Here is a 26,999-nt window from a genome sequence, read left to right on the forward strand (position 1 = left end):
GATGGGCGGGCGAACGGAACGCCCGTGACCTCGATAGACACCAGGCACCTCCTTCGGCTCGCCGGCTCTCCGCCGGACCTCACGGTTCGCCTGTCACTGTCCCGGGTCGCCTGCGGGCGCGCAACCGAATTCCGGCAAGCTGGGGATCATGCGGATCGTGGTCATCGGATCGGGGATCGCCGGGGCGGGCGCGGCCTATCAGCTCGCCAGGCTCGGCGCGGAGGTCGTGGTCGCCGACGCGGACCTGCCGGGTACGGCGACCGCCGCGGGCGCCGGAATCGTCTGCCCGTGGACCTCGCGCAAGCTCGACGACGCCGAGCTCGGTTTCGCGGCCAGGGCCGCGGCGTACTACCGGACCTTCACCGAGCGGCTCGCCGAGGACGGCCAGCGCGACTCGTCGTTCGAGCTGGTCGGCGGCATGGTCGTGGCCGAGGACGACGCGGAGCTGGCCGAAGTGCACGAGCGGGTGAGCGCCAACGCGACCCGGTGGCCGGAGGCGGGCGAGGTGAGCCTGCTGGACGCCACACAGGCGCGTGAGTTGTTCCCCGCGCTGGCGCCCGGACTGGGAGCCGTGCACGTCGCCGGCGCCGGGCGGGTGGACGGGCGCAGGCTGCGTGCGGCGATGCTGCGTGCGGCCATCCGGCTCGGGGCTCGGCTGGTCGAGGGCACGGCGGAGCTGCACGTCGCGGGCGAGCACGTCACCGGCGTGCGCGTGGGCAGGGAGCTGGTGGCGGCCGACCGCGTGCTCGTGGCCGCGGGCGCGTGGAGCGCGCAGCTGCTCGCACCGCTCGGAGTGCGGATCGGGGTCGAACCGCAACGCGGCCAGATCAGCCACTTCGAGCTGCCCGGCACCGACACCGCGGCCTGGCCCGTGGTGCTGCCCCTGTCGAGCCACTACCTCCTGGCGTTCCCCGGCTCACGGGTCGTGGCGGGAGCCACGAGGGAGACCGGCTCCGGTTTCGACCACCGGATCACGGCGGCGGGCCAGCAGGAGGTGCTGGACAACGCGCTCGCGGTCGCGCCGGGGCTCGCCGACGCGACGCTCGTGGAAACGCGGATCGGCTTCCGCCCCGCGACCCCGGACGGCAGGCCCCTGCTCGGCGCGCTGACCGCGTACCCCGAGGTGTTCGTGCTCAGCGGCTTCGGCCCCTCCGGCCTGACGCTGGGCCCCTACGCTGCGGCCCTGACCGCCTCGCTGCTGCTGGACCAGCCGGTGGCCGACGACCTCGGCGCGCTGGCTCCGGAGCGCTTCACGCCCCGGTGACCAGCTCCAGCTCGTGCTCGCCGGTGCGTTCCACGGAGATGCCCGCCTTCACCGCCACGGAGACGACACCGTCCACTGTGGATGGTGTGGCCCTGCTTGTGGCCAGCGCGGCGGCGAGCTTGCCCTTGTACGCCTTGTTGTGGTGGCTCACCGTCTTGCGCCTGCCCGCCGCGTCCTCGGTGACCACGCGCACCGTCACCGCGCCCGGCACGCGCGCGAGCGCCGCGTAGGTGCCGGAGCGCAGGTCCACCACCAGCTCGCCGACCTCGGCCAGCACCGGTTCGAGCACCGGCCGCCACAGCGAGCGCAGCGTGCCGAACCCGGGCACTCCGCTGCCACCCGAGAGCCGGTACGCCGGGATCGGGTCACCGGCCCGCACCACGCCGAACAGCGCCGACGCCACCGCGAGCCGCCGCTCGGCCCGTGCCAGCTCGCTCTTGCGGAAGCTCCCCGCGTCCAGCGCGTCGTAGAGCACGCCCGTGTAGCGGCGCAGCGCCGGAGTGGTCGGCGCGGTCCACAGTCGCCCGTTGCGGGCCACCTCGTCCTGCTGCCGTTCCGAGAGTCCCAGCGCGGCCAGGCTCGCCGGCACGTCGGCCGACAGGTCCACGAGCGCGTCGATGAGCTTGCGCCGCAACGGGTTCAGCTCGGGGAAGGACAACGCGCCGAGGTCCAGTGGACCGCCGTCGCCGCCATCGGCCTTGGTCTCGGAGGGAGGAAGCAGAACGAGCACGGCCGGCAAGTCTAGTGGTCAGTCGTGATAGCTCCCCACGCAGAACTCGTTGCCCTCCGGATCGGCCAGCACCGTCCAGATCAGCCCCGGCATCTCGTGGGCGGCGAGCGCCGTGGCCCCGAGTCCCACCAGGCGTGCCACCTCGCCCTCCCGGTCGCCGGTGCCGAAGTCCAGGTGCACTCTGTTCTTGCCCGTGCGCGGTTCCGGTACGCGTTGCAGGGCCAGCCGCACCCCTCCTTCCGTCGTGCTCGACAACATCACGTACTCGCCGTAGTCGGCGGCGATCTCCACGCCCAGTGCCTCGCACCAGAACGCCGCGAGCTTCCGCGGGTCCTCGCAGTCGATCGTCACCATGCCCAGCTGCATCGTCATGCCGTGACACTAGGGAGGGGGTACGACAAATACCGGTTGCAGCAGCTAGGCGGCCGTTGGCTACCCTTCGACGAACGTCTTTTGCGCTTCCCAGGAGAACATCGTGATCACCAGGATGTCGTCGCTGTTCCTGCGCACGCTGCGGGAGGATCCGGCGGACGCCGAGGTACCCAGCCACAAGCTGCTGGTGAGGGCCGGGTACGTCCGCCGCGTCGCGCCGGGCGGTTACTCCTGGCTGCCGCTCGGGCTGCGCGTGCTGCGCAACATCGAGGCGGTGGTGCGCGAGGAGATGGACGCCATCGGCGGGCAGGAGATCCAGTTCCCCGCGCTGCTGCCGAGGGAGCCCTACGAGGCGACGGGCCGGTGGTCGGAGTACGGCGACGCGCTGTTCCGGCTCAAGGACCGCAAGGGCGCCGACTATCTGCTGGGGCCGACGCACGAGGAGCTGTTCGCGCTCACGGTGAAGGGTGAGTACAGCTCGTACAAGGACTATCCGGTCATCCTGTACCAGGTGCAGACGAAGTACCGGGACGAGGCGCGGCCCCGGGCCGGCATCCTGCGCGGGCGCGAGTTCGTGATGAAGGACTCCTACTCCTTCGACCTCGACGACGAGGGCCTTGCCCGCTCGTACCAGCTGCACCGCGACGCCTACATCCGGATCTTCGACCGGCTCGGGCTCGAGTACGTCATCGTCAAGGCCACGTCCGGCGCGATGGGCGGCTCGGCGTCGGAGGAGTTCCTCGCTGTCGCCGAGACGGGCGAGGACACCTACGTTCGCAGCACCGGTTCCGGCTACGCCGCCAACGTCGAGGCCGTGGTCACCCCGCCGCCCGCCGAGCAGCCCGTCGAGGGCAGGCCCGAGGCGCAGGTGCACTACACGCCCGGCACGCCGACCATCGAGACGCTGGTCGACTTCCTGAACAAGGCCGACCTCGGCCGCACGTTCACGGCGGCGGACACGCTGAAGAACGTGCTGGTGAAGACCCGCCAGCCGGGGCAGAAGGACTGGGAGCTGCTGGCCGTCGGCGTCCCCGGCGACCGCGAGGTGGACCTGAAGCGGCTGGAGGCGTCGCTCGAGCCCGCCGAGGTCGCCCTGCTCGAGGAGAGCGACTTCGCCGCCAACCCGTTCCTGGTGAAGGGCTACATCGGGCCGGGGGCGCTGCAGGCCAACGGCGTCCGGTACCTGGTGGACCCACGGATCGTTCGCGGCACCGCGTGGGTCACCGGCGCCGACAAGGCCGACCACCACGTGGTCGACCTCCTGTGCGGGCGCGACTTCACCCCGGACGGCACGATCGAGGCCGCCGAGGTGCGGGAAGGCGACGCCTCGCCAGACGGGCACGGCACGCTCGTCGCCGCGCGCGGCATCGAGATCGGCCACATCTTCCAGCTCGGCCGCAAGTACACCGATGCCTTCGAGGTCGACGCGCTCGGGCCCGACTCGAAGCCGGTCCGTATCACGATGGGCTCCTACGGCATCGGCGTCTCCCGGCTCGTCGCCGTGCTCGCCGAGCAGTTCCACGACGAGCTCGGGCTGGTGTGGCCGCGCGGGATCGGCCCCGCCGACGTGCACGTGGTCGTGGCGGGCAAGGACGAGACCGTGGCCGAGGGCGGTGAGCGCATCGCGGCGCAGCTCTCCGAGCGCGGTGTGCGGGTGCTGCTCGACGACCGCAAGGCCACGCCGGGCGTGAAGTTCGCCGACGCTGAGCTGATCGGCGTGCCGACGATCGTGGTGGTCGGCCGCGGGCTGGCGAAGGGCGTCGTCGAGGTGAAGGACAGGGCGACGGGGGAGCGTTCCGAGATCGCCGTCGACGATGTCGTCGAGCACGTGGTGTCTCTCAACAGCCGGTAGAGTCCGCGCGCATGGGGTGGTGGCGTCGCAAGCCGGACGATCTTTCGGCTCGGTACGGCTACGAGGACCGCGCGGCGCTCAAGGGAATCGGCGGGTACGAGCCGGCCGATGCCGCCGACGCGACGCCGGAGTTCGTCAGGAGCGCCCCGCAGGCGCCGCCTCCTCCCGAACCGCCGAAACCGCGCCCGAAGCGGAAGAAGGCTCCGTTCGCGGTGGTGCTGCTGCTGACGCTCGTCGGCGGGGTCATCAGCCTGGCCAGGGGCATCGCGGGCAATCTCGAGGACGACGACGCCTCGTCGCCCGCGCCGCCCGTCACCGAGGCGGCTCCGTACACGCCGGAACCGGACGTGATCGTGCCTCCCGTGGTCGAGGGCTGGCAGTCCGTCGCGGGCGGCGACGGCGCGTACGCCTACGACGTGCCGCCGTCGTGGACACCGGAGCCGAGCGTGATCCACGGCTGGGAGGCCGACGACGTCCGCCCCGGCATCACGCTCGCCGCCAGCGCGTTCACCGGCGGGGAGGTGTGTGACCACCGGGACCGAGGGGGCGCGGGGGTGACCCCGGTCGACAGCGCTGACCCGGCGTCGGCGGCGAGGGAGACCGCCGAGCTCCTCGCGGGCCACGCCTACTCGGAGGAAGGCGGCCCCGCGCCCGCGCTCGCCGCCGGTGCGCCCGAGCAGGCGACGGTGTCGTTCGGCGGCGACGCCACGCAGCCGGCGAGCATCACGGTGGTGGAGGTGACCACCGAGGGCGGTGACTGCCTGCCCGACCGCGCGCTCGTGGCGGCGATCGCGGTGGAACCTGCCGGGGGCACGGGCCGGATCCCCGTGCTGGTGACCTACGCCGACCAGGACTACGCGGGGGCGCCGACGCGCGACGAGCTGCTGCGCATCCTGCACAGCCTGCGGTCGGTGCCCGAGGAGGACCGCACGACGGTTCCGGCCACGCCCACGTCCTGACCGTCCTAACGCAACAGTCCCGCGAGGACGGCGGCGGTGTCGGACAGGTCGCCGAACACGACGTGCGCGCCGCTGGCCCGCAGCTCGTCCTCGCCGTACCAGCCCGTGGCGACGCCGACCGCGACCGCACCGTGGTGCAGCGCCGACTCGATGTCGTGCGGGGTGTCGCCGACCACCGCCACGGCGCCGGGCGCGAACGTGGTGCCGTGCTTGGCCGAGGCCAGCGCGACGGCGCGCTCGACGAGGTCGGGCCGGTGTGCCGAGAGCGAGCCGTAGCCGCCGATCCCGAAGTCGATGTGGGTGTGCAGGCCGAACGCGCTCAGCTTGTGCTCGGCGATCTCCGGCAGGTTGCCCGTGACGAGCGACTGCACCACGCCGTGCCCGGCGAGCGCGGCGAGCGCGTCCTGCGCGCCGGGCAGTGCGTGTCCCCGGCCGCTCAGCGTCGGCAGTGACCGCGTCGAGAGGGCGACGAGCTCCCGCCACACGCGCTGGACGAGCTCGTCGTCGGCCTCGATCCCGTGTGCGGTCAGCAGCTCGGTGGTGATGGCGAGCTCGGTGCGGCCCGCGAACCTCGGCATCTCCTCCAGCGCGATGCCGGCGACGGAGGCGAGCGCCTCGGTGTACCAGCTGCCGCCGAGCCCGCGCAGGTCGACGAGCGTCAGGTCGATATCCCACAGCACGAGGCGGTTCGGCGAAGCGGTCACCCCGCTCACGCTACCGGGAGCTGTTTTCAACGGACGTTGACATCTTCCGCGCGACGACCGTACCGTGGTCGTGTAATTCAACGGAGGAAGAATTGGGAGGGGATCAGCATGGCTGGTCCGACGTCACGCGGAGGTGGACGGCTCGCGGTGCTGACGGCACTCGTGGGCGGCCTTGCCGTCGTGGTGCTGGGGTTCCTCACGTTCGGCGCGCAGACCACGGCCGCGCCCAAGCACGTGCCGGTCGCGGTCTCGGCGCCGGCGACCGGGCCACTGCACCAGGCGGCCCAGCGGGTCGCGGGGCAGGGCGGCGAGGTGCTCGGGTGGCGCGTCACCACTCCGGCCGAGGGCAGGCAGCTGCTCGAGGACAAGGAGGTCTACGGGGTTCTCGAGCTGACCGCGGCGCAGGGGGCGCCCTCGGCGAAGGTCGTGGTCTCCGGTGCGGTGAACCCGACCGGGACGCAGCTCGCGCAGCAGGGGCTGACCGGTGCGGGTCAGGCACTGACGGCCGCGTTCGCCCAGGGTGGGGCGGCGGCTCCCGTCGCCGTGGAGACCGTGCACGAGACCGGCGCCGCCGGCCGGTTCGCCCCGCTGGGCCTCAGCGCGCTCGCGTGGGTCGGCGGGCTCGCCGCAGGCGCGGCGCTGACGGTGCTCTCGCAGCGCAGGGGGGCCCTGCCGTCGCCGCTCGCCCGGTTCACGCAGGTGCTCGGCACCAGCGTGCTGGTGACCGGTGCGCTCGTCGGCTTCGTCGCGCTGTGGGACTCCTCGCTGCACCTCGGCTGGGAGACGATCGGTTTCGTCTTCCTGACCGCGATGGCGTTCGCCTCGCTGCAGGCCGGGCTCCTGCGCCTGCTCGGGGTGAGGGCGATGGCGATTCTCGGTCCGCTCTACCTGCTCGCGCCGTCGGTGGCGAGCCAGGTGCCTGAGATGCTCAACCCGGCGTACGCGAACCTGCTGTGGTCGTGGACGCCGTTCCGGTTCTCGACCGAGGGCCTGCGGAGCCTGCTCGTCGGCACGCCTGACGCGCCCGACGTCGCGACGGGCGTGTGGGTGCTCGGCGCGATGCTCGTGGCCGGGCTGCTCGTGGTGCTCTGGCCGCGGCGCGGCTCAGCCGGCGAGGAAGCTGAACCGCAGTCGCCGCACGGTGTTGTCGATGTTGGTGTCGACCAGGCAGATCGACTGCCACGTGCCGAGGGCGAGCACCCCGCCGAGCACGGGAACGCTCGCGTACGGCGGTAGGAAGGCGGGCAGCACGTGGTCACGACCGTGGCCACGGCTGCCGTGCCGGTGCCGCCAGCGGTCGTCGCGGGGGAGCAGCTCGTCGATCGCGGCCAGCAGGTCGTCGTCGCTGCCCGCGCCGGTCTCCAGGATCGCCAGCCCCGCCGTCGCGTGCGGGACCCAGACGTGCAGGAGGCCGTCGCCCGCGTCGGCATCGGCGAGAAATCGTTCCGCTTCCTTGGTCAGGTCCTGTACCACGGCGTTTCCGCCGGTACGCAGCTCGATCTCGGTGGAGTACATAGCACAACCGTATCGCTCACCATAGTGCATACTGTATGCGAAACTGTGGTGATTGCGACACTCCTCACGTGATCTGGATAACGTTGTCGTCCAGTATGGTCACCACGCCGGACCGCAGGCCCGAGAGGACGCCAAGGTGACCGAGACTGAATCGCCGACTGGATCGACGTTGACGATCGGCGTGGTCAAGGAGACCAAGCCGGGTGAGCGCAGAGTCGCGCTGGTGCCGAAACTCATCGAACGACTGACCAGACGCGGGCTCAAGGTGGTTGTCGAGCCGGGGGCCGGAGCGGGCGCCCAGCTCGCCGACGACGTGTTCACGGAAGCAGGCGCAACCACGGGCGACGCGTGGAGCGCCGACATCGTGCTCACCGTGGTGCCGCCGAGCATCGCCGACATCGAGCGGCTCAAGCCGGGGACCGTGCTCATCGGGTTCCTCGCCCCGCTCACCAACACCGACGAGGTGGCCGCCATGAAGAAGGCGGGCATCACCGCCTTCGCCGTCGAGTCCATCCCGCGCATCTCCCGCGCGCAGGGGATGGACGCGCTCTCGTCGCAGGCCAACGTCGCGGGGTACCGGGCCGTGCTGCTCGCGGCGCAGCGACTGCCGAAATTCTTCCCGATGCTCACCACCGCGGCGGGCACCGTGCCGCCCGCGAAGGCGCTCGTGCTCGGCGTCGGTGTCGCAGGCCTGCAGGCGCTGGCCACGGCGAAACGGCTCGGCGCGCAGGCGACCGGGTACGACGTGCGGCCCGAGGTCGCCGAGCAGGTGCGCTCGGTGGGCGCCCAGTGGCTCGACCTCGGCATCGAGGCCGCGGGCGAGGGCGGCTACGCGCGTGAGCTGACCGAAGAGGAGCGGGCGCGGCAACAACAGCGGCTCACCGAGGCGATCGGCGGCTTCGACGTCGTGATCACCACGGCGCTCGTGCCCGGCCGCAAGGCGCCCACGCTCGTCACCGCGGAAGCCGTGCGCGGCATGAAGGCGGGCAGCGTGATCGTCGACATGGCCGGGGAGACCGGCGGCAACTGCGAGCTCACCGATCCGGGCAAGGACATCGTCGCCCACGACGTGACGATCTGCTCCCCGCTCAACCTGCCCGCCGAGATGCCCGTGCACGCGAGCGAGCTCTACGCGCGCAACCTCACCGAGCTGCTGGAGCTGATCGTCGACACCGACGGCAAGCTCGCGATCGACTTCTCCGACGAGGTGGTGGCCGGTGCGTGCGTCGCCGGCCGCGACGAGGAGGTGAACTGATGCTGGTCGAAAGCCTCGCCGTGCTGGTGCTCGCCGGGTTCGTCGGCTTCGCCGTGATCTCCAAGGTGCCCAACACGCTCCACACGCCATTGATGTCCGGCACCAACGCCATCCACGGCATCGTGCTGCTCGGTGGCCTGATCGTGCTCGGCATGGGCGCCGACGGGGTGCTCAACAAGATCCTGCTCGTCATCGCCATCGCCTTCGGCACGATCAACGTCGTCGGCGGGTTCCTCGTCACCGACCGCATGCTCGGGATGTTCAAGGAGAAGCCCAAGGAGCAGCAGGACGCCGCCAAGGAGGCGAAGAAGTGACCACCTTCGTCTCGATCCTCTACATCATCGCGTTCGCGCTCTTCATCTACGGCCTCATGGGCCTCACCGGCCCGCGCACCGCGGTGCGCGGCAACTGGATCGCGGCCGTCGGCATGGCGATCGCCGTGATCGCGACGCTGTTGCTGCCCGGCATGGGCAACTGGTGGCTCATCGCGCTCGGCATCGTGCTGGGCACCGTGGTCGGCGTCCCCGCCGCGCGGCAGGTGAAGATGACCGCGATGCCGCAGATGGTGGCCCTGTTCAACGGTGTCGGCGGTGGTGCGGTCGCGTTGATCGCGTGGGTCGAGTTCCGCACCACGGACGGCTACGCGCACGAGCCCCTGTACGTCGCGATCGCCTCGCTGTTCGCCGCGATCGTGGGTTCGGTGTCCTTCTGGGGCTCCAACATCGCGTTCGGCAAGTTACAGGAGCTGATCTCCGGGCGGCCCATCAGCGTCGGCAGGCTCCAGCAGCCGCTCAACGTGCTCCTCGTGGTCGGCGCGCTCGCGTGTGCCGTCGCGATCGCCTCCGGCGGCGGCTCCGAGTGGCTGATCATCGGGGTGCTCGTGGCCTCCGCGTTCCTCGGCGTGATGGTGGTGCTGCCCATCGGCGGTGCCGACATGCCCGTGGTGATCTCCCTGCTCAACGCGTTCACCGGGCTCTCGGCCGCGGCGATGGGCCTCGCACTCGACAACACCGCGCTGATCGTGGCCGGCATGATCGTCGGCGCGTCCGGCTCCATCCTCACCAACCTCATGGCGAAGGCGATGAACCGGTCGATCCCGGCGATCGTCGCGGGCGGGTTCGGCGGCGGCACCGCGGTCGCGGCGGGCGGCGGCTCGGGCGAGCAACGGCCGGTGCGCAGCACCAGCGCCGGCGACGCCGCGATCCAGATGGCCTACGCGAGCAAGGTGATGGTGGTGCCCGGCTACGGCATGGCCGTGGCGCAGGCGCAGCACGCCGTGCGCGAGATGGCCGACCTGCTGGAGAGCAAGGGCATCGAGGTGCTCTACGCCATCCACCCGGTGGCCGGTCGCATGCCCGGCCACATGAACGTGCTCCTCGCCGAAGCGGACGTTCCGTACGAAAGCCTCAAGGAGATGGACGAGAGCAACTCGCAGTTCCCGCAGACCGACGTCGCTCTGGTGATCGGTGCGAACGACGTGACCAATCCGGCGGCACAGTCCGATCCGAGCTCGCCGATCTACGGAATGCCGATTCTCAGCGTGAACTCCAGCCGTTCGGTGATCGTGCTGAAGCGCTCGATGAGTTCCGGGTTCGCCGGAATCGACAACGAGCTGTTCTACGACCCGAAAACGGCCATGCTCTTCGGCGACGCCAAATCGTCGGTGGCCGAGATCGTGGAAGAGCTCAAGGCGTTGTGACGCCGCGGCGGCTCACTGAGCCGCCGCGGAGAAGGTGACCTGCGGGACCTTGGCCGAGGCCGAGGTCCCGCCGCCTTTCCTGGCACCGGTCTTCTTCGCGGCGGGCGATTTCGGGGCGGCGGATTTCGGTGCCTTCTTCGCGGTCACCGTTTTCGCGCTGGCCTTCGTGGCGGTGGCGCTTTTCGCCGGGGCGCTCTTGGTGGTCGTCCGCTTGGCAGCCGCGGTCTTGGCCGTTGCGGTCTTCGCGGTGGTGGTCTTCGCCTTCGTGGTTTTCGCGGCGGCGCTTTTCGTGGTTTTCGCTGCCGCGCTCTTCTCGGCGGTGGTGGTGCGCGTACTCGTCGCCGCCTTCGCGGTACGGCCCCGCGAGGAGGGCTTCGCGGTGGCGGAAGCCGCGGCCTTCTTCGGTGCGGCGGCCTTCTTCGCGGCGGTCTTGGGGGCGGACTTCGTGGTCGGGGCCGATTTCCTCGCCGTCGTGCCCGTGGCGGGCTTCTTCGCGGTGGTGCTCCCGCGGGTGCCGCGCCGCTTCGCCGTGCCGATGATGCGGGGTGCGCGCTTGCGGCCGCCGGTGCGGCGGCCACCGCGCACGTAGCGGTCCAGTACCTCGCGGAGGCTTTCCGCGTTCTCGCCGGAGAGGTCGATGTCGTACTCGACGCCGTCCAACGCGAACCGGACCGTCTCCTGCGCGGGTTCACCGTTGATGTCGTCGAGCAGCTCGACCGCCGTGCTCCTGGCCATGAATGACCTCCCCGTACCGAAACCGTGTGCGCGGCAAGGATAGCGGCAGCGCGCTTTCCCTTGTGTGGCGCCCAGGTTGCGGGACCGGCGCGCGTGGTGTGCGCTCGAGGCATGGCTGAGCGGACTTTCGACGTGGTGGTGATCGGCGGCGGCGCGGTCGGCGAGAACGTCGCCGCGCGGGCGGTCCAGGGCGGGCTCACGGCCGCGCTGGTCGAGCACGAACGCTTCGGCGGTGAGTGCTCGTACTGGGCGTGCATGCCGAGTAAAGCCTTGCTACGACCGGGAAATCTCCTCGCGGCGGTGCGCAGGATGCCCGGCGTCGCCGAGGGTGCCCGGCTCGACCCGGCCGAGGTGTTCGCGCGCAGGGACGCGTTCGTGTCGAACTGGGACGACGGAAGCCAGGTCGACTGGGCGCGCGGTGCCGACGTCGAGGCGGTACGCGGTCGCGCCCGGATCACCGGTGAGCGCGAGGTCACGCTCGGCGACGGTTCGGTGCTCGGCGCCAAGCACGGGGTGGTCGTGTGCACGGGAAGTGTGCCCAGGAAACCGCCGGTGGAAGGGCTCGATGCCGTGCACGTGTGGACCTCGCGCGAGGCGACGTCGGCCTCGCGGGTGCCCGGCACGCTCGTCGTGCTGGGCGCAGGGGTGGTCGGGGCCGAGATGTCGCAGGCGTGGGCGCGCCTCGGCGCGCGGGTGGAGCTGATCGCGACGGGCCCGCGACCGTTGCCGCGCTACCCGGACTTCGCGGGTGACGCCGTGGCTGAAGGCCTGCGCGCGGACGGCGTGCGCCTGCACACGGAGACCCGTGCCGAACGTGTGTCCACTGTAGAGGGAAAGGTGCGCGTGGAGCTGTCCGGCGGCACGACGCTGGATGCCGACGAGCTGCTCGTCGCGACGGGCCGCCGCCCGGCGACCGACGACCTCGGCCTCGACGTGGTCGGCCTCACTCCCGGCGATCCGCTCGAGGTCGACGACACCGGCTTGGTGTCGGGAGTGGACGGTGAATGGCTGTACGCCGCCGGGGACGTCACCGGCCGGGCTTTGCTGACCCACCAGGGAAAGTACGCCGCGAGGGCGGTGGGCGACGTGCTGGCCGCGAAGGCCGCGGGGCGGCCGGTCGACACCACTCCGTGGAGCCGTTACACGGCGACCGCCGACCACCACGCCGTGCCGCAGGTGGTGTTCACCGACCCCGAGGTGGCGTCGGTCGGCCTGACCGAGGGGGAGAGTGACCGGCACCGGGTGCTCGACCTCGACATCGCTGTGGCCGGGTCGGCCTTGCACGCCGACGGCTACACCGGCAAGGCGCGCATCGTCGTCGACACCGAGCGGGAGGTGCTGCTCGGGGTCACGTTCGTGGGCCAGGACGTGGCGGAGATGCTGCACGCGGCGACCATCGCGGTGGTGGGCGAGGTGCCGCTGCGGCGGCTGTGGCACGCGGTGCCCGCGTTCCCCACGATCAGCGAGGTCTGGCTGCGGCTCCTGGAGGAGTACGGCCTGTAGCCGTCACAGCGGCAGTTTCAGCGCGGCCTTGGCGGTGTCGGTGAGGCGGGGGTCGTCGGGCCGCGAGGCTCCGTCGAGCAGGCACGTGAGCACGAGCCGGACGGTGCTGCCGTCGAGCGCGCCCGCGTAGGCGGCGTTGGCGAACGCGGGGACGTCGCCGGGCCAGCGCCTGGTCTCGGTGGCGAAGTCGATGATCGTTCCGCTGCCGGGGGTGTCGGCGAGCTGGAGGAACTCCTGTGCGCTCGCCTCGTCGGCAAACGCCAGCGCGGCGACGGACACGGCCACCGTCGTGCCGTCGACGGTGGTGTCGAAGCTGGCCCTGCGCACCCCGGTGCAGCCGGACTCCTCCAGCGCGACCTGGAGGTCGCCGGTCGCATGCGGGGCGCAGTCGTCGTCGGCGCCCGCGGCGCGCTCGGTGAACTCCACGCCGCCCGCCGTCGTCACAGCCGTCGGCGTGACGGGTGGCGCCTCGTCCTCGCCGCCCCGCGTGAGCACGAGCGCGAGCACCGCGCCGACCACGGCGACGAAGGCGCCCGCCGCGGCGAGCGGCTGCCAGCGCACCCGCTGCGACCGCGGCGTGGGGGCCGGGGGTGGAGCCGGAGCGGGGGCCGGCGCCGGGAGCGGGCTGGGCAGGGGAGCGGGCCGTGGAGGGCGTGGCCGCTCGGGGTTGACGGCCACGGTCACGGGAACGGGCGTGCCCTCTGGCCTGGTCGGATGCTCGATCGGCACCGTCTCGGGCGCGAGCGCGAGCGGGTGTTCCTCGGTGGTGAACCCCTCGGCGGCGAGCGTCTCGTCGTCCTGCTCCGGTGCCGTGGGCTCCAGCGCCCGGACGAGCGCGCGGACCTGCCGCGCCGTGAACGGCTGCTCCGCCGAGGCGAGCGACACGGCGGCCGCGAGCATGCTCGTCGGCGTCGGGTGGACGACGCGAACGGGGCCGGTGAGGTCGGCGGGCGGCTGCTCGACGGTCTCGACGAACGGGCCGACCGCGATCACCGTGCCCAGCGTGGCGTCCGGTTCGACGGCGCGGACGCGTTCGGCGACCGTGGCGGCGAGCGCGAGTGCCTCGATGCCGGGGTTCACGGCCTCGTCCGTGCTGACGAGCGGCCAGCCGTCGGTCCGCCATCGACCGTCCAGCGGCGCGTCGAGGCGCATCGCGGGGTCGGGCAGGTCGACGCCGACCACGACGAGCACGCCGCCGGGCACGATCAGCACGGCGTCGACGGCCTGGGGTGCGCCTTCGGGCTGGACGCCGGCGAGCGCGACGCCGCCGACGACGTTGCGGCCCCGGCCGAGCGACGCGAGCGCGGCGCGGATGTCCTCGGAGACCCGGGTGGGTTGCCGAGGAAACCGGACGAGTCGCACGCGAACCTCCCCTGCAGCCGTGCCTCGCGCTCACACGCTAGCGCGACAAGGTGCCTGGCCGTACGCGCAGCACCGGATGCGGACGGTAGTCATTGACAGTGATCACCGTCACCTAGTTGAGTAATTACTCGTTGGTAGGTCACTGTTGATCTCTCCGTTTTGGAGGATGAGATGCGCTCACGCTCTCTCCGGCCACTGTGGATCGCCGCGTCCGCCGCGGTGCTCGCGTTGTCCGGTGTCACCCCTGTGCAGGCAGGGGAGCCGCCCGCACCCGTGTCGGACACGCTCGCCGCGCTGCTGTCCTCGGCGTCCGGGACGGTGCCCGTGACGGCGCTCGTGCATGGGACCGATCTCGCCTCGGCAGAGAGCGCGGTGCGCTCGGCGGGACTGACCAGGATCACGAGCTTCTCCCGCATCGGTGTGGTCGCCGCATCGGGCACCGCCGACCAGGTGCGCGCGGTGCGCTCGGCGCAGGGCGTCACCTACGTCGAGAACAACGACCCGGTGCGCGTCTACGCCAGCACGGGCACCACGGCGACGCGTGCGCTGGAGGCCAGGGAGACGCTGACCGGAGCCGACGGCCGCTCGCTCGACGGCAGCGGCGTGAGCGTGGCGGTGATCGACACCGGGGTGGACCCGACGCACCCCGCGTTCCGTGGGCCCGACGGCACGAGCCGTGTGGTCGCCAACCTGAAGAGCCTGTGCCTGCAGGGCACGGCGACCGGCTGCATCACGCGCCTGCCGAACACGGTGGACACGGACACGCTTTCACTCGGCGGCCACGGCACGCACGTCACCGGCATCGCGGCGGGTAATGATCTCACCCTCCCGGGTGGCACCCGAGTGGGTGGTTCGGCGCCGGGTTCGAAGATCGTGTCGATCTCCACCGGCGCGGCGCTCGTCGTGCTCGGCACCGACGCGGCACTGAACTGGGTGCTGGAGAACCACCGGGCGCCGTGCGGCGCGGGCGTGTCCCCACAGGCGTGCCCGCCGATCAAGGTGATCAACAACTCCTACGGGCCCAGCGGCGGCGGCGAGTACGACCCGCAGTCGGCGACCGTGAAACTGCAACGCGCGCTGGCCGCCGAGGGTGTGGTGACGGTCTGGGCCAATGGCAACGACGGCGGCGACGGGAGCGAGAACCTGTCCAACCCGGCCGGGCAGGACCCGACGCCGGGCATCGTGTCGGTCGCCTCGTACAACGACCAGGGCACGGGCACGCGCGACGGCACGGTGTCGGACTACTCCTCGCGGGGCGCGGCGGACGTGCGGCAGAGCTGGCCGGACATCTCGGCGCCGGGGGAGAACATCCTGTCCACGTGCAGGCCGTACCTGGTGATCTGCTCGACAGGTCTGCAGCCCGTCAACGGTCCCGGCCCCCTGGATCTGGGCACGTACAACGTGATCAGCGGGACGTCGATGGCGGCGCCGCAGATCACCGGCATCGTGGCGCAACTCTTCCAGGCGAAGCCGGACGCCACACCGGGCGAGATCGAGCACGCGCTCAAGTCGACGGCGTACAAGTACCGGGACGGGGCTCCGTACCAGCAGGACGGGCCCTACACGTCCAGCTTCGACAAGGGCACCGGACTCGTCGACGTGGTCCCCGCCGCGACCGCGCTCGGCGCCGGACCCGCCTGACTCACCCGCCGGTGTGGTCTCCGGGTGAGCAAGGGAGCTTTGCTCTCGTTTGACGGGAGTAAAGCTCCCTTGCTCCTCCCTGGAATGCTCACCGACCGGTGTGATTTCTGGTGCTCATGTGGTCAAATGGGTGAGCTACGTGCAGAATGACCCATGAGTGTCACAGCACTTTCGGATCTTCGTGGTTCGCGAGGTCGTAGGGGAAGACGCCCCTCGTCGAGCAGCGGAGGTCAGCAGTGAGCACTCGTGGCGTGGTGTACGTCCACTCGTCGCCGTCTGCGGTTTGTCCGCACGTCGAGTGGGCGATCTCGGGCACTCTGGGTGTCCGCGTGGAGTTGCAGTGGACGGCGCAGCCTGCCGCCCCAGGGCAGCTCCGCGCCGAGTGTGACTGGCGCGCGCCCGCAGGAATGGCCGGCAAGCTCGCCGGGGCGCTCAAGGCGTGGCCCATGATCCGGTTCGAGGTCACCGAGGAACCCAGTCCCGGCGTCGACGGCCAGCGCATCTGTTACGCGCCCGGCCTCGGGCTCTGGCACGCGCGCACCAGCGCCAACGGTGACATCGTGGTGGGCGAGGACCAGCTGCGCAGCCTCGTGTCGCGGAGCAGGGCGGGCGAGCAGCTCGCGCACAAGCTCGACGAACTGCTGGGCGCGAGCTGGGACGAGGCACTCGAGCCGTTCCGCCACGCGGGCGACGGCGCGCCCGTCACCTGGTTGCACCAGGTGGGCTGAACCACCTGGTTACCCTTGCGGCGTGCCCTCAGGTCCGCCTCGCCCGCGCTGGCTCGTGCCCGTGCTCATCGTGGTGGTGTCGCTGACGGTCGGCGGCGGTCTGCTGGCGCGTGAGGTGTACCAGCCGCCCGACGACGAGGAGGTGGCGGCGAGCCAGCCGACCACGCCGTCGCTCTCCCCGCGGCAGCAGCCGGGGCCGCGCACCGTGGAGCTCAACGCCGACGCCGCGGCACACCCCGAGGCGGAACCCGTGCGGCAGCTGCTGCAGGCCCATTTCGACGCCATCAACGGCCGCGACTACGACCTCTGGACCACCACGGTCGTCGCCGAGCGGGTGCAGGCGCAGCCGCGCAGGGAATGGCTGGCCAACTACCGCAGCACCAAGGACGGCAGCGTCCGCGTGTATCGCCTGGAGGCGGCGCCGGATCAGCGGCTCACGGTACTGGTGGGCTTCACGAGCACACAGGACGTGACCGACGCCCCGCCGGACCTGCTCGAGCCGTGTATCCGCTGGCGGCTGGCGTTCCCGCTGGTGCGTGAGGATGGCGAGTGGAAGCTGGACACCGTCCCGGCCGGCACCATCCCCGAACGCTCCGCCTGCTGAGGTATGCCAGAAGCACCCAAGGCCACCTTTGTTGCGTACAACGCAACAAAGGTGGCCTTGGGGGACAGCGGCTGGGTCAGGCCCGGGTGAAGAGGAGGGCCGTGTTGTGGCCTCCGAAGCCGAAGGAGTTGCTGATCGCGGCGGTCAGCTCCACCTTGCGGGCCTCGCCGGACACGACGTCGAGGTCGACCTTCGGGTCCAGGTTCTCCAGGTTCAGCGTGGCAGGCACGAGCCCGTGGTAGATCGACAGGATCGCGATGATGCCCTCCACCGCGCCCGCGCCGCCGACCAGGTGACCGAGCGCGCTCTTCGGCGCGGTGACCACCGGGTGGTCGCCCACCGCCTTGCGGATGGCAGCCGCCTCGCCCACGTCACCGACGACCGTGGAGGTCGCGTGCGCGTTGACGTGCCCGACGTCGCTCGGCGTCAGGCCGGCCATCTGGATCGCGTGGTTCATCGCCGCGATCTGGCCGATGCCCTCGGGGTGGTTGCCCGTGATGTGGTAGGCGTCCGAGGTGATGCCGAAGCCGCTCAGCCGTGCGTACACCCGCGCGCCGCGGGCCGCGGCCCGGTCGGCACGCTCCAGCACGACGGCGCCGGCACCCTCGCCGAGCACGAAACCGTCCCGGCCCGTGTCGAACGGGCGCGACGCATGCTCCGGGTCGTCGTTGCGCGTCGAGACGGTCCTCGACTGCGCGAAGCCGGCGATGGTGATCGGGGCGATGCAGGCCTCCGCACCGCCCGCGACCACGACGTCGGCCCGGCCCGACTGGATCATCTGGAACCCGGTCGCGATGCCTTCCGCACCGGAGGCACACGCCGAGGCGGGCGAGTGCACTCCGGCGCGGGCCTTGAGCTCGATCCCCACGTGCGCGGCCGGCCCGTTCGGCATGAGCATCGGCACCGTCAGCGGCGACACCTTGCGGATGCCGTGCTCCTCGAGCAGGTCGTCCTGGGTGAGCAGCGTGACCGGGCCGCCGATGCCGGAGCCGATCGTGACGCCGAGCCGCTCCGGCTCCACGTCCGTGTGCTCGTCGGTCTGCTCGGCGAACCCGGCGTCCGCCCAGGCCTGCCGTGCCGCGACGATCGCGACCTGCTCGCAGCGGTCCAGCCTGCGAGCCTGCACGCGCGGGATCGTTTCCGTCGGCTCCTCGGCGAGAGTCGCGCCGATCTTCACCGGGAGGTCGAAGCGCTCGACCCAGTCGGCCTCGATGGTGCGGACGCCACTGCGGCCCGCGATGAGGCCGTCCCAGGTGGACGTGACGTCCCCGCCGAGCGGCGTGGTGGCGCCGAGCCCGGTGATCACCACGTCGATGTTGCTCATTGCAGTCTCCCCGAGGTAGCCAACCGAATTGTTACTTGGAGTTCGCCGCGACGTAGTCGACGGCGTCCCCGACGGTCTTGAGGTTCGCGAGCTCGTCGTCCGGGATCTTGACCCCGAACTTGTCCTCGGCCTGCACGGCGATCTCCACCATGGACAGCGAGTCGATGTCGAGGTCGTCCACGAACGACTTCTCCGTGCTCACGTCGTCCTGCGCCACACCGGCGACCTCTTCGACGATCTCGGCGAGGCCGGACAGGATCTCTTCTTTGTCTGCCACTGGCGGTTTCCTTCCTAATCGAAGCGCTTGCGCTTGCGACGGACCTTAACGCGTCCGCCGCGGGGCGGGAGTATCACGGGCAGATGACGACCTGGCCCGCGTAGGAGAGGCCGGCGCCGAAGCCGACCAGCAGCACCACGTCGCCGGTCTTCACGGTGCCCGCCGCGCGCATGTGGTCCAGCGCGATGGGGATCGAGGCCGACGAGGTGTTGCCGGAGTAGCGGATGTCGTCGGCGACCACCAGGTCGTCCCTGGCGCCCTTCGCCCGCAGCCGCTTGGCGATCGCCTCGACGATCCGCAGGTTCGCCTGGTGGGGGATGAGCACGTCCACATCGGACAGCTCAAGCCCCGCGAGTTCCACGGCGCGCATGGCGATCGGCGCGATCTGCGTGGTGGCCCAGCGGAAGACGGCCTGCCCCTCCTGGAAGAGGTAGCGGTGCTCCCGCATGTAGATCATGTCGACGAGGTCGCCCGCGCTGCCCCACGCCACCGGGCCGATGCCCGGCTCCTCGGAGGGACCGACCAGTGCGGCACCGGCGCCGTCGGCGAAGATGATCGCCGTGGAGCGGTCCTGCGGGTCCACCACGTCGGTGAGCTTCTCCGCGCCGATCACCAGCGCCTTGCCCGCTGAACCGGAGCGGATGAGGTCGGAGGCCACGCCGAGGCCGTAGCAGAAGCCCGCGCACGCGGCGTTGAGGTCGAACGCACCGGCGGCCTTGATGCCGATGCGCTCGGCCACCTGGCCCGCGGCGTTGGGAATGGGCGAGGGCATCGTGCAGTTCGGCACGATCACCGTGTCCACTTCGGAGGGATCGGTGCCCGCGTCGGCGAGCGCTTTGGCGCCCGCGGTGACGGCCATGTCGACCAGCAGCTCTTCCTTCTCGGCGAACCGGCGCTCGACGATGCCGACGCGCTCGCGGATCCACTGGTCGTTGGTGTCCATGAGCTGCGAGAGGTCGTCGTTGGTGACGATCTTGTCGGGCTGCGTGCTGCCGACACCGAGAATGCGCGTTGCCGCGGGTCCCTGCCGCAGCTTCATGGCCGGTCGGCCACCCGTCATCGGACATCCTCCAGGTTCGCGGGGGTCTTGAGTGCGACGAGCGTGGTGACGGTGCCCTTGAGCTCGCGCTTCACCAGGCCGGTCAGGGTGCCGGCGGGCGGCAGCTCGACGGTGCTCGTGACACCGAGAGCGGCGAGCTCACGCATCGTCAGGTCCCAGCGCACCGGCCGGGTCACCTGCTTCACCAGTCGCTCGAGGTACTCGCCGCCGCTGGTCACCACGGTGCCGTCGGCGTTGGACAGCAGCGGGCGAACCGGGTCGGAGGGGGTGATCTCCTCGGCGAGGGCCCGCAGCGCCTCCTCGGCGGGGGCCATGTACTTGGTGTGGAAGGCGCCCGCCACCTTGAGGGGACGCACCTTGGTGCCCTCCAGCGGGTCGGCGACGATCTTCTCGATCTGCGCTGCCGATCCGGAGGCGACGATCTGGCCGGCGCCGTTCTGGTTGGCGGCCTCGAGCCCGTTCTCGTGCAGCCATGCGACCACGCGCTCGGGCTCGCCGAGCATCACGGCGGCCATGCTGGTGGGTTCGATCGCGCACGCCTTGGCCATCTCGGCGCCGCGGACGGCGGCCAGCGCGACGGCGTCGTCGGGGGAGAACACCCCGGCGATGGCGGCGGCGGCGAGCTCACCGACCGAGTGCCCGGCCACGGGCGCGTCCGAGGGCACGCCCTGGGGCAGGTGCTCGGCGGCCAGCAGCGACAGCGCCACGATCAGCGGCTGCGTGATGGCGGTGTCCTGGATCTCCTCGGCGTCGGCCTCGGTCCCGAGGCGCAGCAGATCGAGGCCGGCACGCTCGGACCACTGCTGTACCCGCTCGCGGGCACCGTCGAGCTCGAGCCAGGGGGTGAGCATTCCGGGAGCCTGCGACCCCTGTCCGGGGCAGAGAAGTGCCATCACCCCTTCAGGGAACACGTCCGGCCCGGTCGCGGGGGATGCCGACGGGTCACGAAGTCCGTCGCGTGACGTTGTGGGGAGCCTACAAACGCCAGGTAGTGTGGCCCCTCGCCGACGTGGACCTATTGTCGGGTTCGGGCAGTTCTTTTGTGACTGATGTCACCACAGGCCGCGGGACCGGGCGAGCCTGCCGACCGTGAGCGCCGTGCGCAGCACGAGCGCGTCGCGCGGGTCGCCCGCGTTGCGGCCGGTGAGCTCGGCGGCCTTGCGCAGCCGGTAGCGCACCGTGTTCGGGTGCACGAACAGCTGCCGCGCGCACGTCTCCAGCACGCCACCGCTCTCGAGGTAGGTCTCGATGGTCTCCAACAGTGCAGGCCCCGCGTCCTCCAGCGGCCGCGCGATGCTCTCGATGAGCTGGCGCTCGGCCTCGGCGTCGCCCGCGAGCGCGCGCTCGGGCAGCAGGTCCACCGAGCGGGTGGGCCTCGGCGCCGAGGGCCAGCCGACCACCGCGCGCAGGCCGGACAGTGCCTCCACGGCGCTGTGGTGGGCCTCCGCGAGGCTGCCGACCGTGGGGCCGGCGACCACGGGTCCCTCGGCGAACGCCGTCGACAGCGTCGGCAGGATCGGGCGGTCCCTCGGGCCGCCCTCGGTCGGCCCTGCCACCACCACGACCAGCCGGGAGCCCTGCACGCCGAGCAGCACGGGGCGGCCGGCCCGCGCGGCCCTGCTGCGGACTTCGAACACCACGGTCGGCGGGTCGTCCGACGGCGGGTTGCCCACGAGCACGGTCGCAGCGGCCGCCGGGTCCCAGCCCAGCGCGGCCGCCCTCGACAGCACCGACTCCTCGGCGTCGCCACGCACGATGCCGTCCACCACGAGCGCCTCCAGGCGCGCGTCCCACGCGCCCCGCGCCTCGGCGGCCGCGGCGTAGGAGTTTGCCGCCGCGAACGCGACCTCGCGGCCGTAGCGCAGGATGCCCTCGATGAGCGCGGCGCGCTCCTCCTCGTTGGCGGCGAACTCGGGCAGCTGCTCCTCGAAAACCTCGATGGCCAGCCGCACGAGGCCCACGGTCTGCCGCAGGCTGATCCAGCGCGACAGCTCGCGGGGCGCGGCGCGGAACGCCTCGGTGGTGAGCTTGAGCGCCTCCTTGGAGTCGCGCAGCCACCTGACGAACCCGGCCGCGCCGGTCTGGGTGATCAACAGAACACTGGCCCGCTGGTCCGCGGGCATCCGCCCGAACCACGGCAGGCGTTCCTCCATGGCCGCGACACTTGCCTTCGCAAGGCGGCCGGAGGCTCGTTCGAGTTCGCGCAGGGTCTTGGCGGAAAGGCGCTGCCGTTTGGGGGGTGCCATCGTGACTGCGATACTACGTCCCTGGCAGGCCAGGCCCTAAATTACGAGACCGCCCGACGCGCTGCGGTTCTCGCTGCGTCGGGCGGTCTCGTCTCCCCGGTCCCCACCGGTGATTCCACTATGGACCTTGTGGATCACCGGACGGAAGGGTTCTCACCCTTTCGTGGTCCCCTTTCCCCGGGTCAGCGGAGTACGGCGTGGCCGGGGTTCAGCGCGCCGATCGTGCGCGCGCCCAGCAACTGCATGGTGCGCACGATCTCACCGCGCAGGATGTCCACGGCCCGTTGCACGCCGCGCTCTCCGCCGGCCATGAGGCCGTACAGGTAGGCCCTGCCGACCAGGCAGAGGTCGGCTCCCATCGCGAGCGCGGCGACGATGTCCCCGCCGGAGAGGATGCCCGTGTCCACCCACACCTCGGCGTCGCCGCCCACGGTGTCCAGGGTCGGGGGCAGCAGCTCCAGTGGCGTCGGCGCGCGGTCGAGCTGGCGCCCGCCGTGGTTGGACAGCACCACGGCCTCGGCGCCCGCCTTCACCACGTCCCTGGCGTCCGCTGGATTCTGTATGCCTTTCACCACGAGCTTGCCGGGCCAGCTTTCCCGCACCCACGCGAGATCGTCGTAGCCGAGCGTCGGGTCGAACATCTCGTCGATGAGCTCCGCGGCCGTGCCGCCCCAGCTCGTCAGCGAGGCGAACAACAGCGGCTCGGTGGTGAGCAGGTTGAACCACCACGCGGGGTGCAGTGCGCCGTCGACGAACGTCCGCAGCGTCAGCGCGGGCGGGATCGTGAGCCCGTTTCGCATGTCCCGCAGGCGCGCCCCGCCGACCGGGGTGTCGACGGTGAGCAGCAACGTGTCGTAGCCGGAATCCCACGCCCTGCGCATGAGCTCGGCGCCCGCACCGTGATCGCGCCACACGTAGAGCTGGAACCACTTCCTTGCCTCGGGTGCCGCCGAGGCGACGTCCTCGATCGACGTCGTGCCCATCGTCGAGAGCGCGTACGGGATGCCGCTGCGCTGGGCGACGCGCGCGACCGCGGACTCGCCCTCGTGGTGCATCATCCGCGTGAACCCGGTGGGGGCGAACGCGAACGGCAGCTCCGAGCGCCTGCCGAGCACCTCCACGCTGGTGTCTACATCGGACACGCCGCGCAGCACGTTCGGGCGGAACTCGACGCCGCGGAACGCCTGCCGCGCGCGGCGAAGGCTGTCCTCCAGCTCCGCGGCCCCGTCGGTGTAGTCGAACACGGCCCTCGGTGTGCGCCTGCGCGCGATCGTGCGCAGGTCGGCGATCGTGTGGGCGGCGGCGAGCCGCCGGTCGGTGGGATTGGCCACGAACGGCTTCGGCCGCAGGATCTCGGCGAGCTCGGCCGGTCTCGGCAGTCGGCGCTTGGTCACGGTCCGCTCCTTTGCGCTCCGCTGACGGGACGACCCGTCGCCGGCAGGGCCGGCGACGGGTCGTTGGGTGCTACTACGGCTCAGGCGACGCCGGAGTCCGACGTCTGCGGGCCTGCCGCTGCGACGTCGTGGATCCGGTACTTCTCCGCCGCCTCGACGACCTTCGCCTGGTCGACCTCGCCACGGCGGGCGAGCATCGTCAGCACGCCGACCGTGATCGACTCCGCGTCGACGAGGAAGTGCCGCCGCGCGGCGGGACGGGTGTCGGAGAAGCCGAACCCGTCGGTGCCCAGGGTGAGCATGTCGGTCGGCACCCACGGCCGGATGAGGTCCGGCACGGCGCGCATCCAGTCCGACACGGCCACGACGGGGCCGTTCGAGTCCTTCAGCGCGGAGGTCACGTACGGCTCGCGCGGGGTGTCGCCCGGGTACAGGAAGTTGTCACGGTCGACCTCGACGGCCTCACGGCGCAGCTCCGTCCACGACGTCGCCGACCACACCGCGGCACGGACGCCCCACTCCTCCTGGAGCATCTTCTGCGCCTTGAGCGCGTCCGGCATCGTGACGCCCGAGACGAGGATCTGGGCCTCCGGTCCGTCGCCCTCGGGTGCCTCCGCGTAGCGGTAGAGCCCCTTGAGCAGGCCGTCGACGTCCAGGTTCTCCGGCTCGGCCGGCTGCTGGTACGGCTCGTTGTAGACGGTGAGGTAGTAGAAGACGTTCTCGCCGTTGCCGTCGGGGCCGGTCTCGCCGTACATGCGGCGAAGGCCGTCCCGCACGATGTGCGCGATCTCGAACGACCACGCGGGATCGTACGTCACCGCGGCCGGGTTGGTGGCCGACAGCAGGATCGAGTGCCCGTCCGCGTGCTGCAGGCCCTCACCGGTCAGCGTCGTGCGGCCCGCCGTGGCGCCGAGGACGAAACCGCGGGCCATCTGGTCGGCCGCCGCGTACAGGCCGTCGCCGGTGCGCTGGAACCCGAACATCGAGTAGAAGATGTAGATCGGGATCATCGGCTCGCCGTGCGTGGCGTACGACGTGCCGACCGCCGTGAACGACGCCGTCGAGCCCGCCTCGTTGATGCCCTCGTGCAGCAGCTGGCCCTGCTCGGACTCCTTGTAGGCCAGCATCAGCTGCGCGTCGACCGAGGTGTAGGTCTGCCCGTGCGGGTTGTAGATCTTGGCCGTCGGGAACATCGAGTCGAGGCCGAACGTGCGCGCCTCGTCCGGGATGATCGGCACGATGCGGTTGCCGATCTCGGCGTCCTTGGCCAGTTCGCGGACCAGCCGGACGAACGCCATCGTGGTGGCGACCTCCTGCTTGCCAGAGCCCTTGCGAATGGCCTCGTACACCTTGTCGCCCGGCAGCACCAGCGGCTTGGCCTTGGCCGCGCGCCGCTCCGGCAGGTACCCGCCGAGCGCCTTGCGGCGGCCCAGCATGTACTGGATCTCCTCGGAGTCCTTGCCGGGGTGGTAGTACGGCGGCAGCTTCGGGTCCTGCTCCAGCTGCTCGTCGCTGACCGGGATGCGCTGGGCGTCGCGGAACAGCTTGAGGTCGTCCAGCGTGAGCTTCTTCATCTGGTGCGTGGCGTTGCGGCCCTCGAACGCAGGGCCGAGCCCGTAGCCCTTGATGGTGTGGGCCAGGATCACGGTCGGCTGGCCGTGGTGCTCCAGCGCGGCCTTGTACGCGGCGTACACCTTGCGGTAGTCGTGGCCGCCGCGCTTGAGGTTCCAGATGTCGGCGTCGGAAAGGTCCTTGACGAGGTCCTTCGTGCGCGGGTCACGGCCGAAGAAGTGCTCGCGGACGTAGGCGCCGTCGTTGGCCTTGTAGGTCTGGTAGTCGCCGTCCGGCGTCACGTTCATCAGGTTGACGAGCGCGCCGTCGCGGTCGGCGTGCAGCAGCGCGTCCCACTCGCGGCCCCAGATGACCTTGATCACGTTCCAGCCCGCGCCACGGAAGTAGGCCTCGAGCTCCTGGATGATCTTGCCGTTGCCCCGGACGGGACCGTCGAGGCGCTGCAGGTTGCAGTTGATGACGAACGTGAGGTTGTCCAGCCCCTCGCCCGCGGCGACGTGGATCAGCCCGCGCGACTCCGGCTCGTCCATCTCGCCGTCGCCGAGGAACGCCCACACGTGCTGGTCGCTCGTGTCCTTGATGCCGCGGTCGTTGAGGTAGCGGTTGAACCGCGCCTGGTAGACGGCGTTCATCGGGCCGATGCCCATCGAGACCGTGGGGAACTCCCAGAAGTCCTGCATGAGCCTCGGGTGCGGGTACGACGGCAGCCCGCCGCCCTCGCCCGCGTGCGAGTACTCCTGGCGGAAGCCGTCCAGCTGGTCGGCGGTCAGCCTGCCCTCGAGGAACGCGCGTGCGTAGATGCCGGGGGAGGCGTGGCCCTGGATGAAGATCTGGTCGCCGCCGCCGGAGTGGTCCTTGCCACGGAAGAAGTGGTTGAAGCCGACCTCGTACAGCGCGGCCGACGAGGCGTAGGTGGAGATGTGCCCTCCGACCCCGACACCGGGACGCTGTGCGCGGTGCACCATGATCGCCGCGTTCCACCGGATGTAGGCGCGGTAGCGCCGCTCGATCTCCTCGTCACCGGGGAACCACGGTTCGTTTTCCGTGGGAATCGTGTTGACGTAGTCCGTCGCGGTGAGTGGCGGCACGCCCACGTTGCGTTCCCGGGCGCGTTCCAGCACGCGCAACATCAGGTACCTCGCGCGCTGCTGGCCACCCCTCGCCAGTGCCGCGTCGAAGGAGTCGAGCCATTCGGCCGTCTCCTCGGGGTCGATGTCCGGTAGGTGCGCCGCCAGTCCGTCACGGATGACGCGGACGCGCGCCGGGGCTCCCTGACCGGGTGCGCCGGTGGTGGCGCCTTGCCCGGCCTTGTCGTTCTGGGGGGCCAAGGGATCTCCTCGCCGTTTGTCGCTTCGTTGTGTGCTTCTTCCAGCCCATCGTCGTCGCATTCGCGGCTTACGTCACCGTTACTGTGCGGTAACGTTCGGCATGCGTGCTGCGCGGTGTTTGGCCTGCTGAAGCCCCAGGTGGAGCTTCTCTCCCACCCTAGTTGAGAGCCCTCGGAAGGGGGACGCCGCGGCGGTGCGAATACCCCCTTTTCGCCTCGCGTCCCGGGCGCTCCGCCCGTAGCCTGCTGGACACGAGTTGCCTGCGATCCGGTGTGGACGGTTGCGCCGTGCGCCGCGCCAGTGTTCGCTAAGCCCATCCGTGTACGAAGCGTGCGGGTCGTCGGCGAATCCGGGTGACGCCCCGTACCCAGTTGTAGTTGGAGGAGTGAGGTCGTGGTCGCCGCGGGAGACGCTGATCAGCACAGCGTCGCCGAGAGGCTTGGGATCAAGCCGGACATGGTGGTCCAGGAGGTCGGCTGGGACGAGGACGTCGACGAAGACGTCCGGGCGGCCATCGAGGAGCACACCGGTGCTGACCTGCTCGACGAGGATGCGGACGAGGTCATCGACGTGGTGCTGCTGTGGTGGCGCGACGGCGACGGTGACCTCGGCGACGCGCTCGTCGACGCGAGGGCACCGCTCGACGAGAACGGCGTCATCTGGGTCCTGACTCCGAAGACCGGCCAGCCCGGTCACGTGGAACCGAGCGAGATCGCGGAGGCCGTGCCGACCGTGGGGCTGTCGCAGACGTCGAACCTGAGCCTCGGTGAGGCCTGGGCCGCGACGCGCCTGGTACCGAGGTCGAAATCACGCCGGTAGGCACGAGACTGGCCCATGTGGCGGCCCGCCCACCGCGATAGGGTTGTCCGGCACAC

General features: G+C 71.2%; 24 protein-coding genes and 1 pseudogene. 12 read left to right on the forward strand and 13 right to left on the reverse strand.

Annotated features, from left to right (window positions below; translation table 11 throughout):
- The first annotated feature begins 148 nt into the window (after positions 1-148).
- Complete coding sequence (locus BA062_RS29730; RefSeq protein ID WP_110342380.1) at positions 149-1,264, forward strand: NAD(P)/FAD-dependent oxidoreductase; 1,116 nt, start codon at positions 149-151, stop codon at positions 1,262-1,264.
- Here BA062_RS29730 and yaaA read toward each other — a convergent pair.
- The gene (gene yaaA, locus BA062_RS29735; protein ID WP_110342650.1) at positions 1,251-1,994 is read right to left on the reverse strand and encodes a peroxide stress protein YaaA; all 744 of its coding nucleotides are present in this window, start codon (positions 1,992-1,994) and stop codon (positions 1,251-1,253) included. The two genes, BA062_RS29730 and yaaA, sit on opposite strands and share 14 nt — an antisense overlap.
- A gap of 18 nt (positions 1,995-2,012) precedes the next feature.
- Positions 2,013-2,366, reverse strand: a complete 354-nt coding sequence (locus BA062_RS29740; protein WP_110342381.1) for a VOC family protein — start codon at positions 2,364-2,366, stop codon at positions 2,013-2,015.
- Between the two features lie 103 nt (positions 2,367-2,469).
- Here BA062_RS29740 and BA062_RS29745 point away from each other — a divergent pair, with 103 nt between their 5' ends.
- Positions 2,470-4,218, forward strand: coding sequence for a proline--tRNA ligase (locus tag BA062_RS29745; protein WP_110342382.1), 1,749 nt, complete (start codon positions 2,470-2,472; stop codon positions 4,216-4,218).
- Between the two features lie 11 nt (positions 4,219-4,229).
- Positions 4,230-5,177: a DUF8017 domain-containing protein gene (locus BA062_RS29750; protein ID WP_110342383.1), complete on the forward strand. Its 948-nt coding sequence runs from the start codon at positions 4,230-4,232 to the stop codon at positions 5,175-5,177.
- Positions 5,178-5,182: 5 nt separating this feature from the next.
- Here the strand turns inward: BA062_RS29750 and BA062_RS29755 are convergent, their stop codons facing one another.
- Positions 5,183-5,881 (reverse strand): HAD family hydrolase, encoded by a 699-nt coding sequence (locus tag BA062_RS29755; RefSeq protein WP_245960067.1) that lies wholly within the window; start codon positions 5,879-5,881, stop codon positions 5,183-5,185.
- 108 nt (positions 5,882-5,989) lie between these two features.
- Between BA062_RS29755 and BA062_RS29760 the strand changes: the two are divergent.
- A pseudogene (locus BA062_RS29760) lies at positions 5,990-7,042 on the forward strand (ABC transporter permease); the annotation flags it as partial.
- Here BA062_RS29760 and BA062_RS29765 read toward each other — a convergent pair.
- A complete protein-coding gene (locus BA062_RS29765; protein WP_110342384.1) occupies positions 6,986-7,396 on the reverse strand; it encodes a YjbQ family protein in 411 nt (136 codons plus the stop codon). The pseudogene BA062_RS29760 and the gene BA062_RS29765 sit on opposite strands and share 57 nt — an antisense overlap.
- 136 nt (positions 7,397-7,532) lie before the next feature.
- Between BA062_RS29765 and BA062_RS29770 the strand changes: the two genes are divergently transcribed.
- The 3 genes from BA062_RS29770 to BA062_RS29780 are packed head-to-tail and all read left to right on the forward strand — an operon-like array spanning position 7,533 to position 10,350.
- Positions 7,533-8,651: a Re/Si-specific NAD(P)(+) transhydrogenase subunit alpha gene (locus BA062_RS29770; RefSeq protein WP_110342385.1), complete on the forward strand. Its 1,119-nt coding sequence runs from the start codon at positions 7,533-7,535 to the stop codon at positions 8,649-8,651.
- Positions 8,651-8,965, forward strand: a complete 315-nt coding sequence (locus tag BA062_RS29775; protein WP_110342386.1) for an NAD(P) transhydrogenase subunit alpha part 2 — start codon at positions 8,651-8,653, stop codon at positions 8,963-8,965. Before BA062_RS29770 ends, BA062_RS29775 begins: the two co-directional genes overlap by 1 nt.
- Positions 8,962-10,350, forward strand: coding sequence for an NAD(P)(+) transhydrogenase (Re/Si-specific) subunit beta (locus tag BA062_RS29780; protein ID WP_110342387.1), 1,389 nt, complete (start codon positions 8,962-8,964; stop codon positions 10,348-10,350). Before BA062_RS29775 ends, BA062_RS29780 begins: the two co-directional genes overlap by 4 nt.
- A gap of 12 nt (positions 10,351-10,362) precedes the next feature.
- On the opposite strand, the gene BA062_RS29785 is transcribed toward BA062_RS29780, so the two are convergent.
- A complete protein-coding gene (locus BA062_RS29785; protein ID WP_110342388.1) occupies positions 10,363-11,085 on the reverse strand; it encodes an Lsr2 dimerization domain-containing protein in 723 nt (240 codons plus the stop codon).
- Between the two features lie 111 nt (positions 11,086-11,196).
- Between BA062_RS29785 and BA062_RS29790 the strand changes: the two genes are divergently transcribed.
- Positions 11,197-12,588: a dihydrolipoyl dehydrogenase family protein gene (locus BA062_RS29790; protein ID WP_110342389.1), complete on the forward strand. Its 1,392-nt coding sequence runs from the start codon at positions 11,197-11,199 to the stop codon at positions 12,586-12,588.
- Between the two features lie 3 nt (positions 12,589-12,591).
- Here BA062_RS29790 and BA062_RS29795 read toward each other — a convergent pair whose 3' ends face one another.
- Positions 12,592-13,950, reverse strand: a complete 1,359-nt coding sequence (locus BA062_RS29795) for a hypothetical protein (protein ID WP_110342390.1) — start codon at positions 13,948-13,950, stop codon at positions 12,592-12,594.
- 171 nt (positions 13,951-14,121) lie between these two features.
- Here BA062_RS29795 and BA062_RS29800 point away from each other — a divergent pair, with 171 nt between their 5' ends.
- The 3 genes from BA062_RS29800 (at position 14,122) to BA062_RS29810 (ending at position 16,923) form a co-directional block, all read left to right on the forward strand.
- Entirely contained in the window at positions 14,122-15,591 is a 1,470-nt protein-coding gene (locus BA062_RS29800; protein WP_110342391.1) for a S8 family peptidase, read from the forward strand.
- Between the two features lie 236 nt (positions 15,592-15,827).
- Complete coding sequence (locus tag BA062_RS29805) at positions 15,828-16,319, forward strand: DUF3145 domain-containing protein (protein ID WP_110342392.1); 492 nt, start codon at positions 15,828-15,830, stop codon at positions 16,317-16,319.
- A 22-nt stretch (positions 16,320-16,341) separates the two neighbouring features.
- The gene (locus BA062_RS29810) at positions 16,342-16,923 is read left to right on the forward strand and encodes a hypothetical protein (protein ID WP_245960069.1); all 582 of its coding nucleotides are present in this window, start codon (positions 16,342-16,344) and stop codon (positions 16,921-16,923) included.
- Positions 16,924-16,999: 76 nt separating this feature from the next.
- Here the strand turns inward: BA062_RS29810 and BA062_RS29815 are convergent, their stop codons facing one another.
- From BA062_RS29815 to aceE, 7 genes are all read right to left on the reverse strand, one after another.
- Positions 17,000-18,247 (reverse strand): beta-ketoacyl-[acyl-carrier-protein] synthase family protein, encoded by a 1,248-nt coding sequence (locus BA062_RS29815; RefSeq protein ID WP_110342394.1) that lies wholly within the window; start codon positions 18,245-18,247, stop codon positions 17,000-17,002.
- A 31-nt stretch (positions 18,248-18,278) separates the two neighbouring features.
- Positions 18,279-18,524 (reverse strand): acyl carrier protein, encoded by a 246-nt coding sequence (locus BA062_RS29820; RefSeq protein ID WP_110342395.1) that lies wholly within the window; start codon positions 18,522-18,524, stop codon positions 18,279-18,281.
- Between the two features lie 73 nt (positions 18,525-18,597).
- Positions 18,598-19,584 carry a beta-ketoacyl-ACP synthase III gene (locus tag BA062_RS29825; protein WP_110342396.1) on the reverse strand — a complete coding sequence of 329 codons (987 nt, stop codon included), beginning with the start codon at positions 19,582-19,584 and terminating at the stop codon, positions 18,598-18,600.
- Complete coding sequence (locus tag BA062_RS29830) at positions 19,581-20,495, reverse strand: ACP S-malonyltransferase (RefSeq protein ID WP_281271670.1); 915 nt, start codon at positions 20,493-20,495, stop codon at positions 19,581-19,583. The genes BA062_RS29825 and BA062_RS29830 overlap by 4 nt, the downstream gene beginning before the upstream one ends.
- Before the next feature lie 141 nt (positions 20,496-20,636).
- Positions 20,637-21,830 (reverse strand): PucR family transcriptional regulator, encoded by a 1,194-nt coding sequence (locus BA062_RS29835; protein WP_110342398.1) that lies wholly within the window; start codon positions 21,828-21,830, stop codon positions 20,637-20,639.
- 182 nt (positions 21,831-22,012) lie between these two features.
- Positions 22,013-23,224, reverse strand: coding sequence for an alpha-hydroxy acid oxidase (locus tag BA062_RS29840; protein WP_110342399.1), 1,212 nt, complete (start codon positions 23,222-23,224; stop codon positions 22,013-22,015).
- Positions 23,225-23,304: 80 nt separating this feature from the next.
- Positions 23,305-26,124 (reverse strand): pyruvate dehydrogenase (acetyl-transferring), homodimeric type, encoded by a 2,820-nt coding sequence (gene aceE / locus BA062_RS29845; protein WP_110342400.1) that lies wholly within the window; start codon positions 26,122-26,124, stop codon positions 23,305-23,307.
- Positions 26,125-26,517: 393 nt separating this feature from the next.
- Between aceE and BA062_RS29850 the strand changes: the two genes are divergently transcribed.
- Positions 26,518-26,943 carry a DUF3052 domain-containing protein gene (locus BA062_RS29850; protein ID WP_110342401.1) on the forward strand — a complete coding sequence of 142 codons (426 nt, stop codon included), beginning with the start codon at positions 26,518-26,520 and terminating at the stop codon, positions 26,941-26,943.
- Positions 26,944-26,999: the final 56 nt, after the last annotated feature.

It is taken from the genome of Prauserella flavalba (genome assembly GCF_003202235.1).
Lineage (GTDB): Bacteria > Actinomycetota > Actinomycetes > Mycobacteriales > Pseudonocardiaceae > Prauserella_A > Prauserella_A flavalba.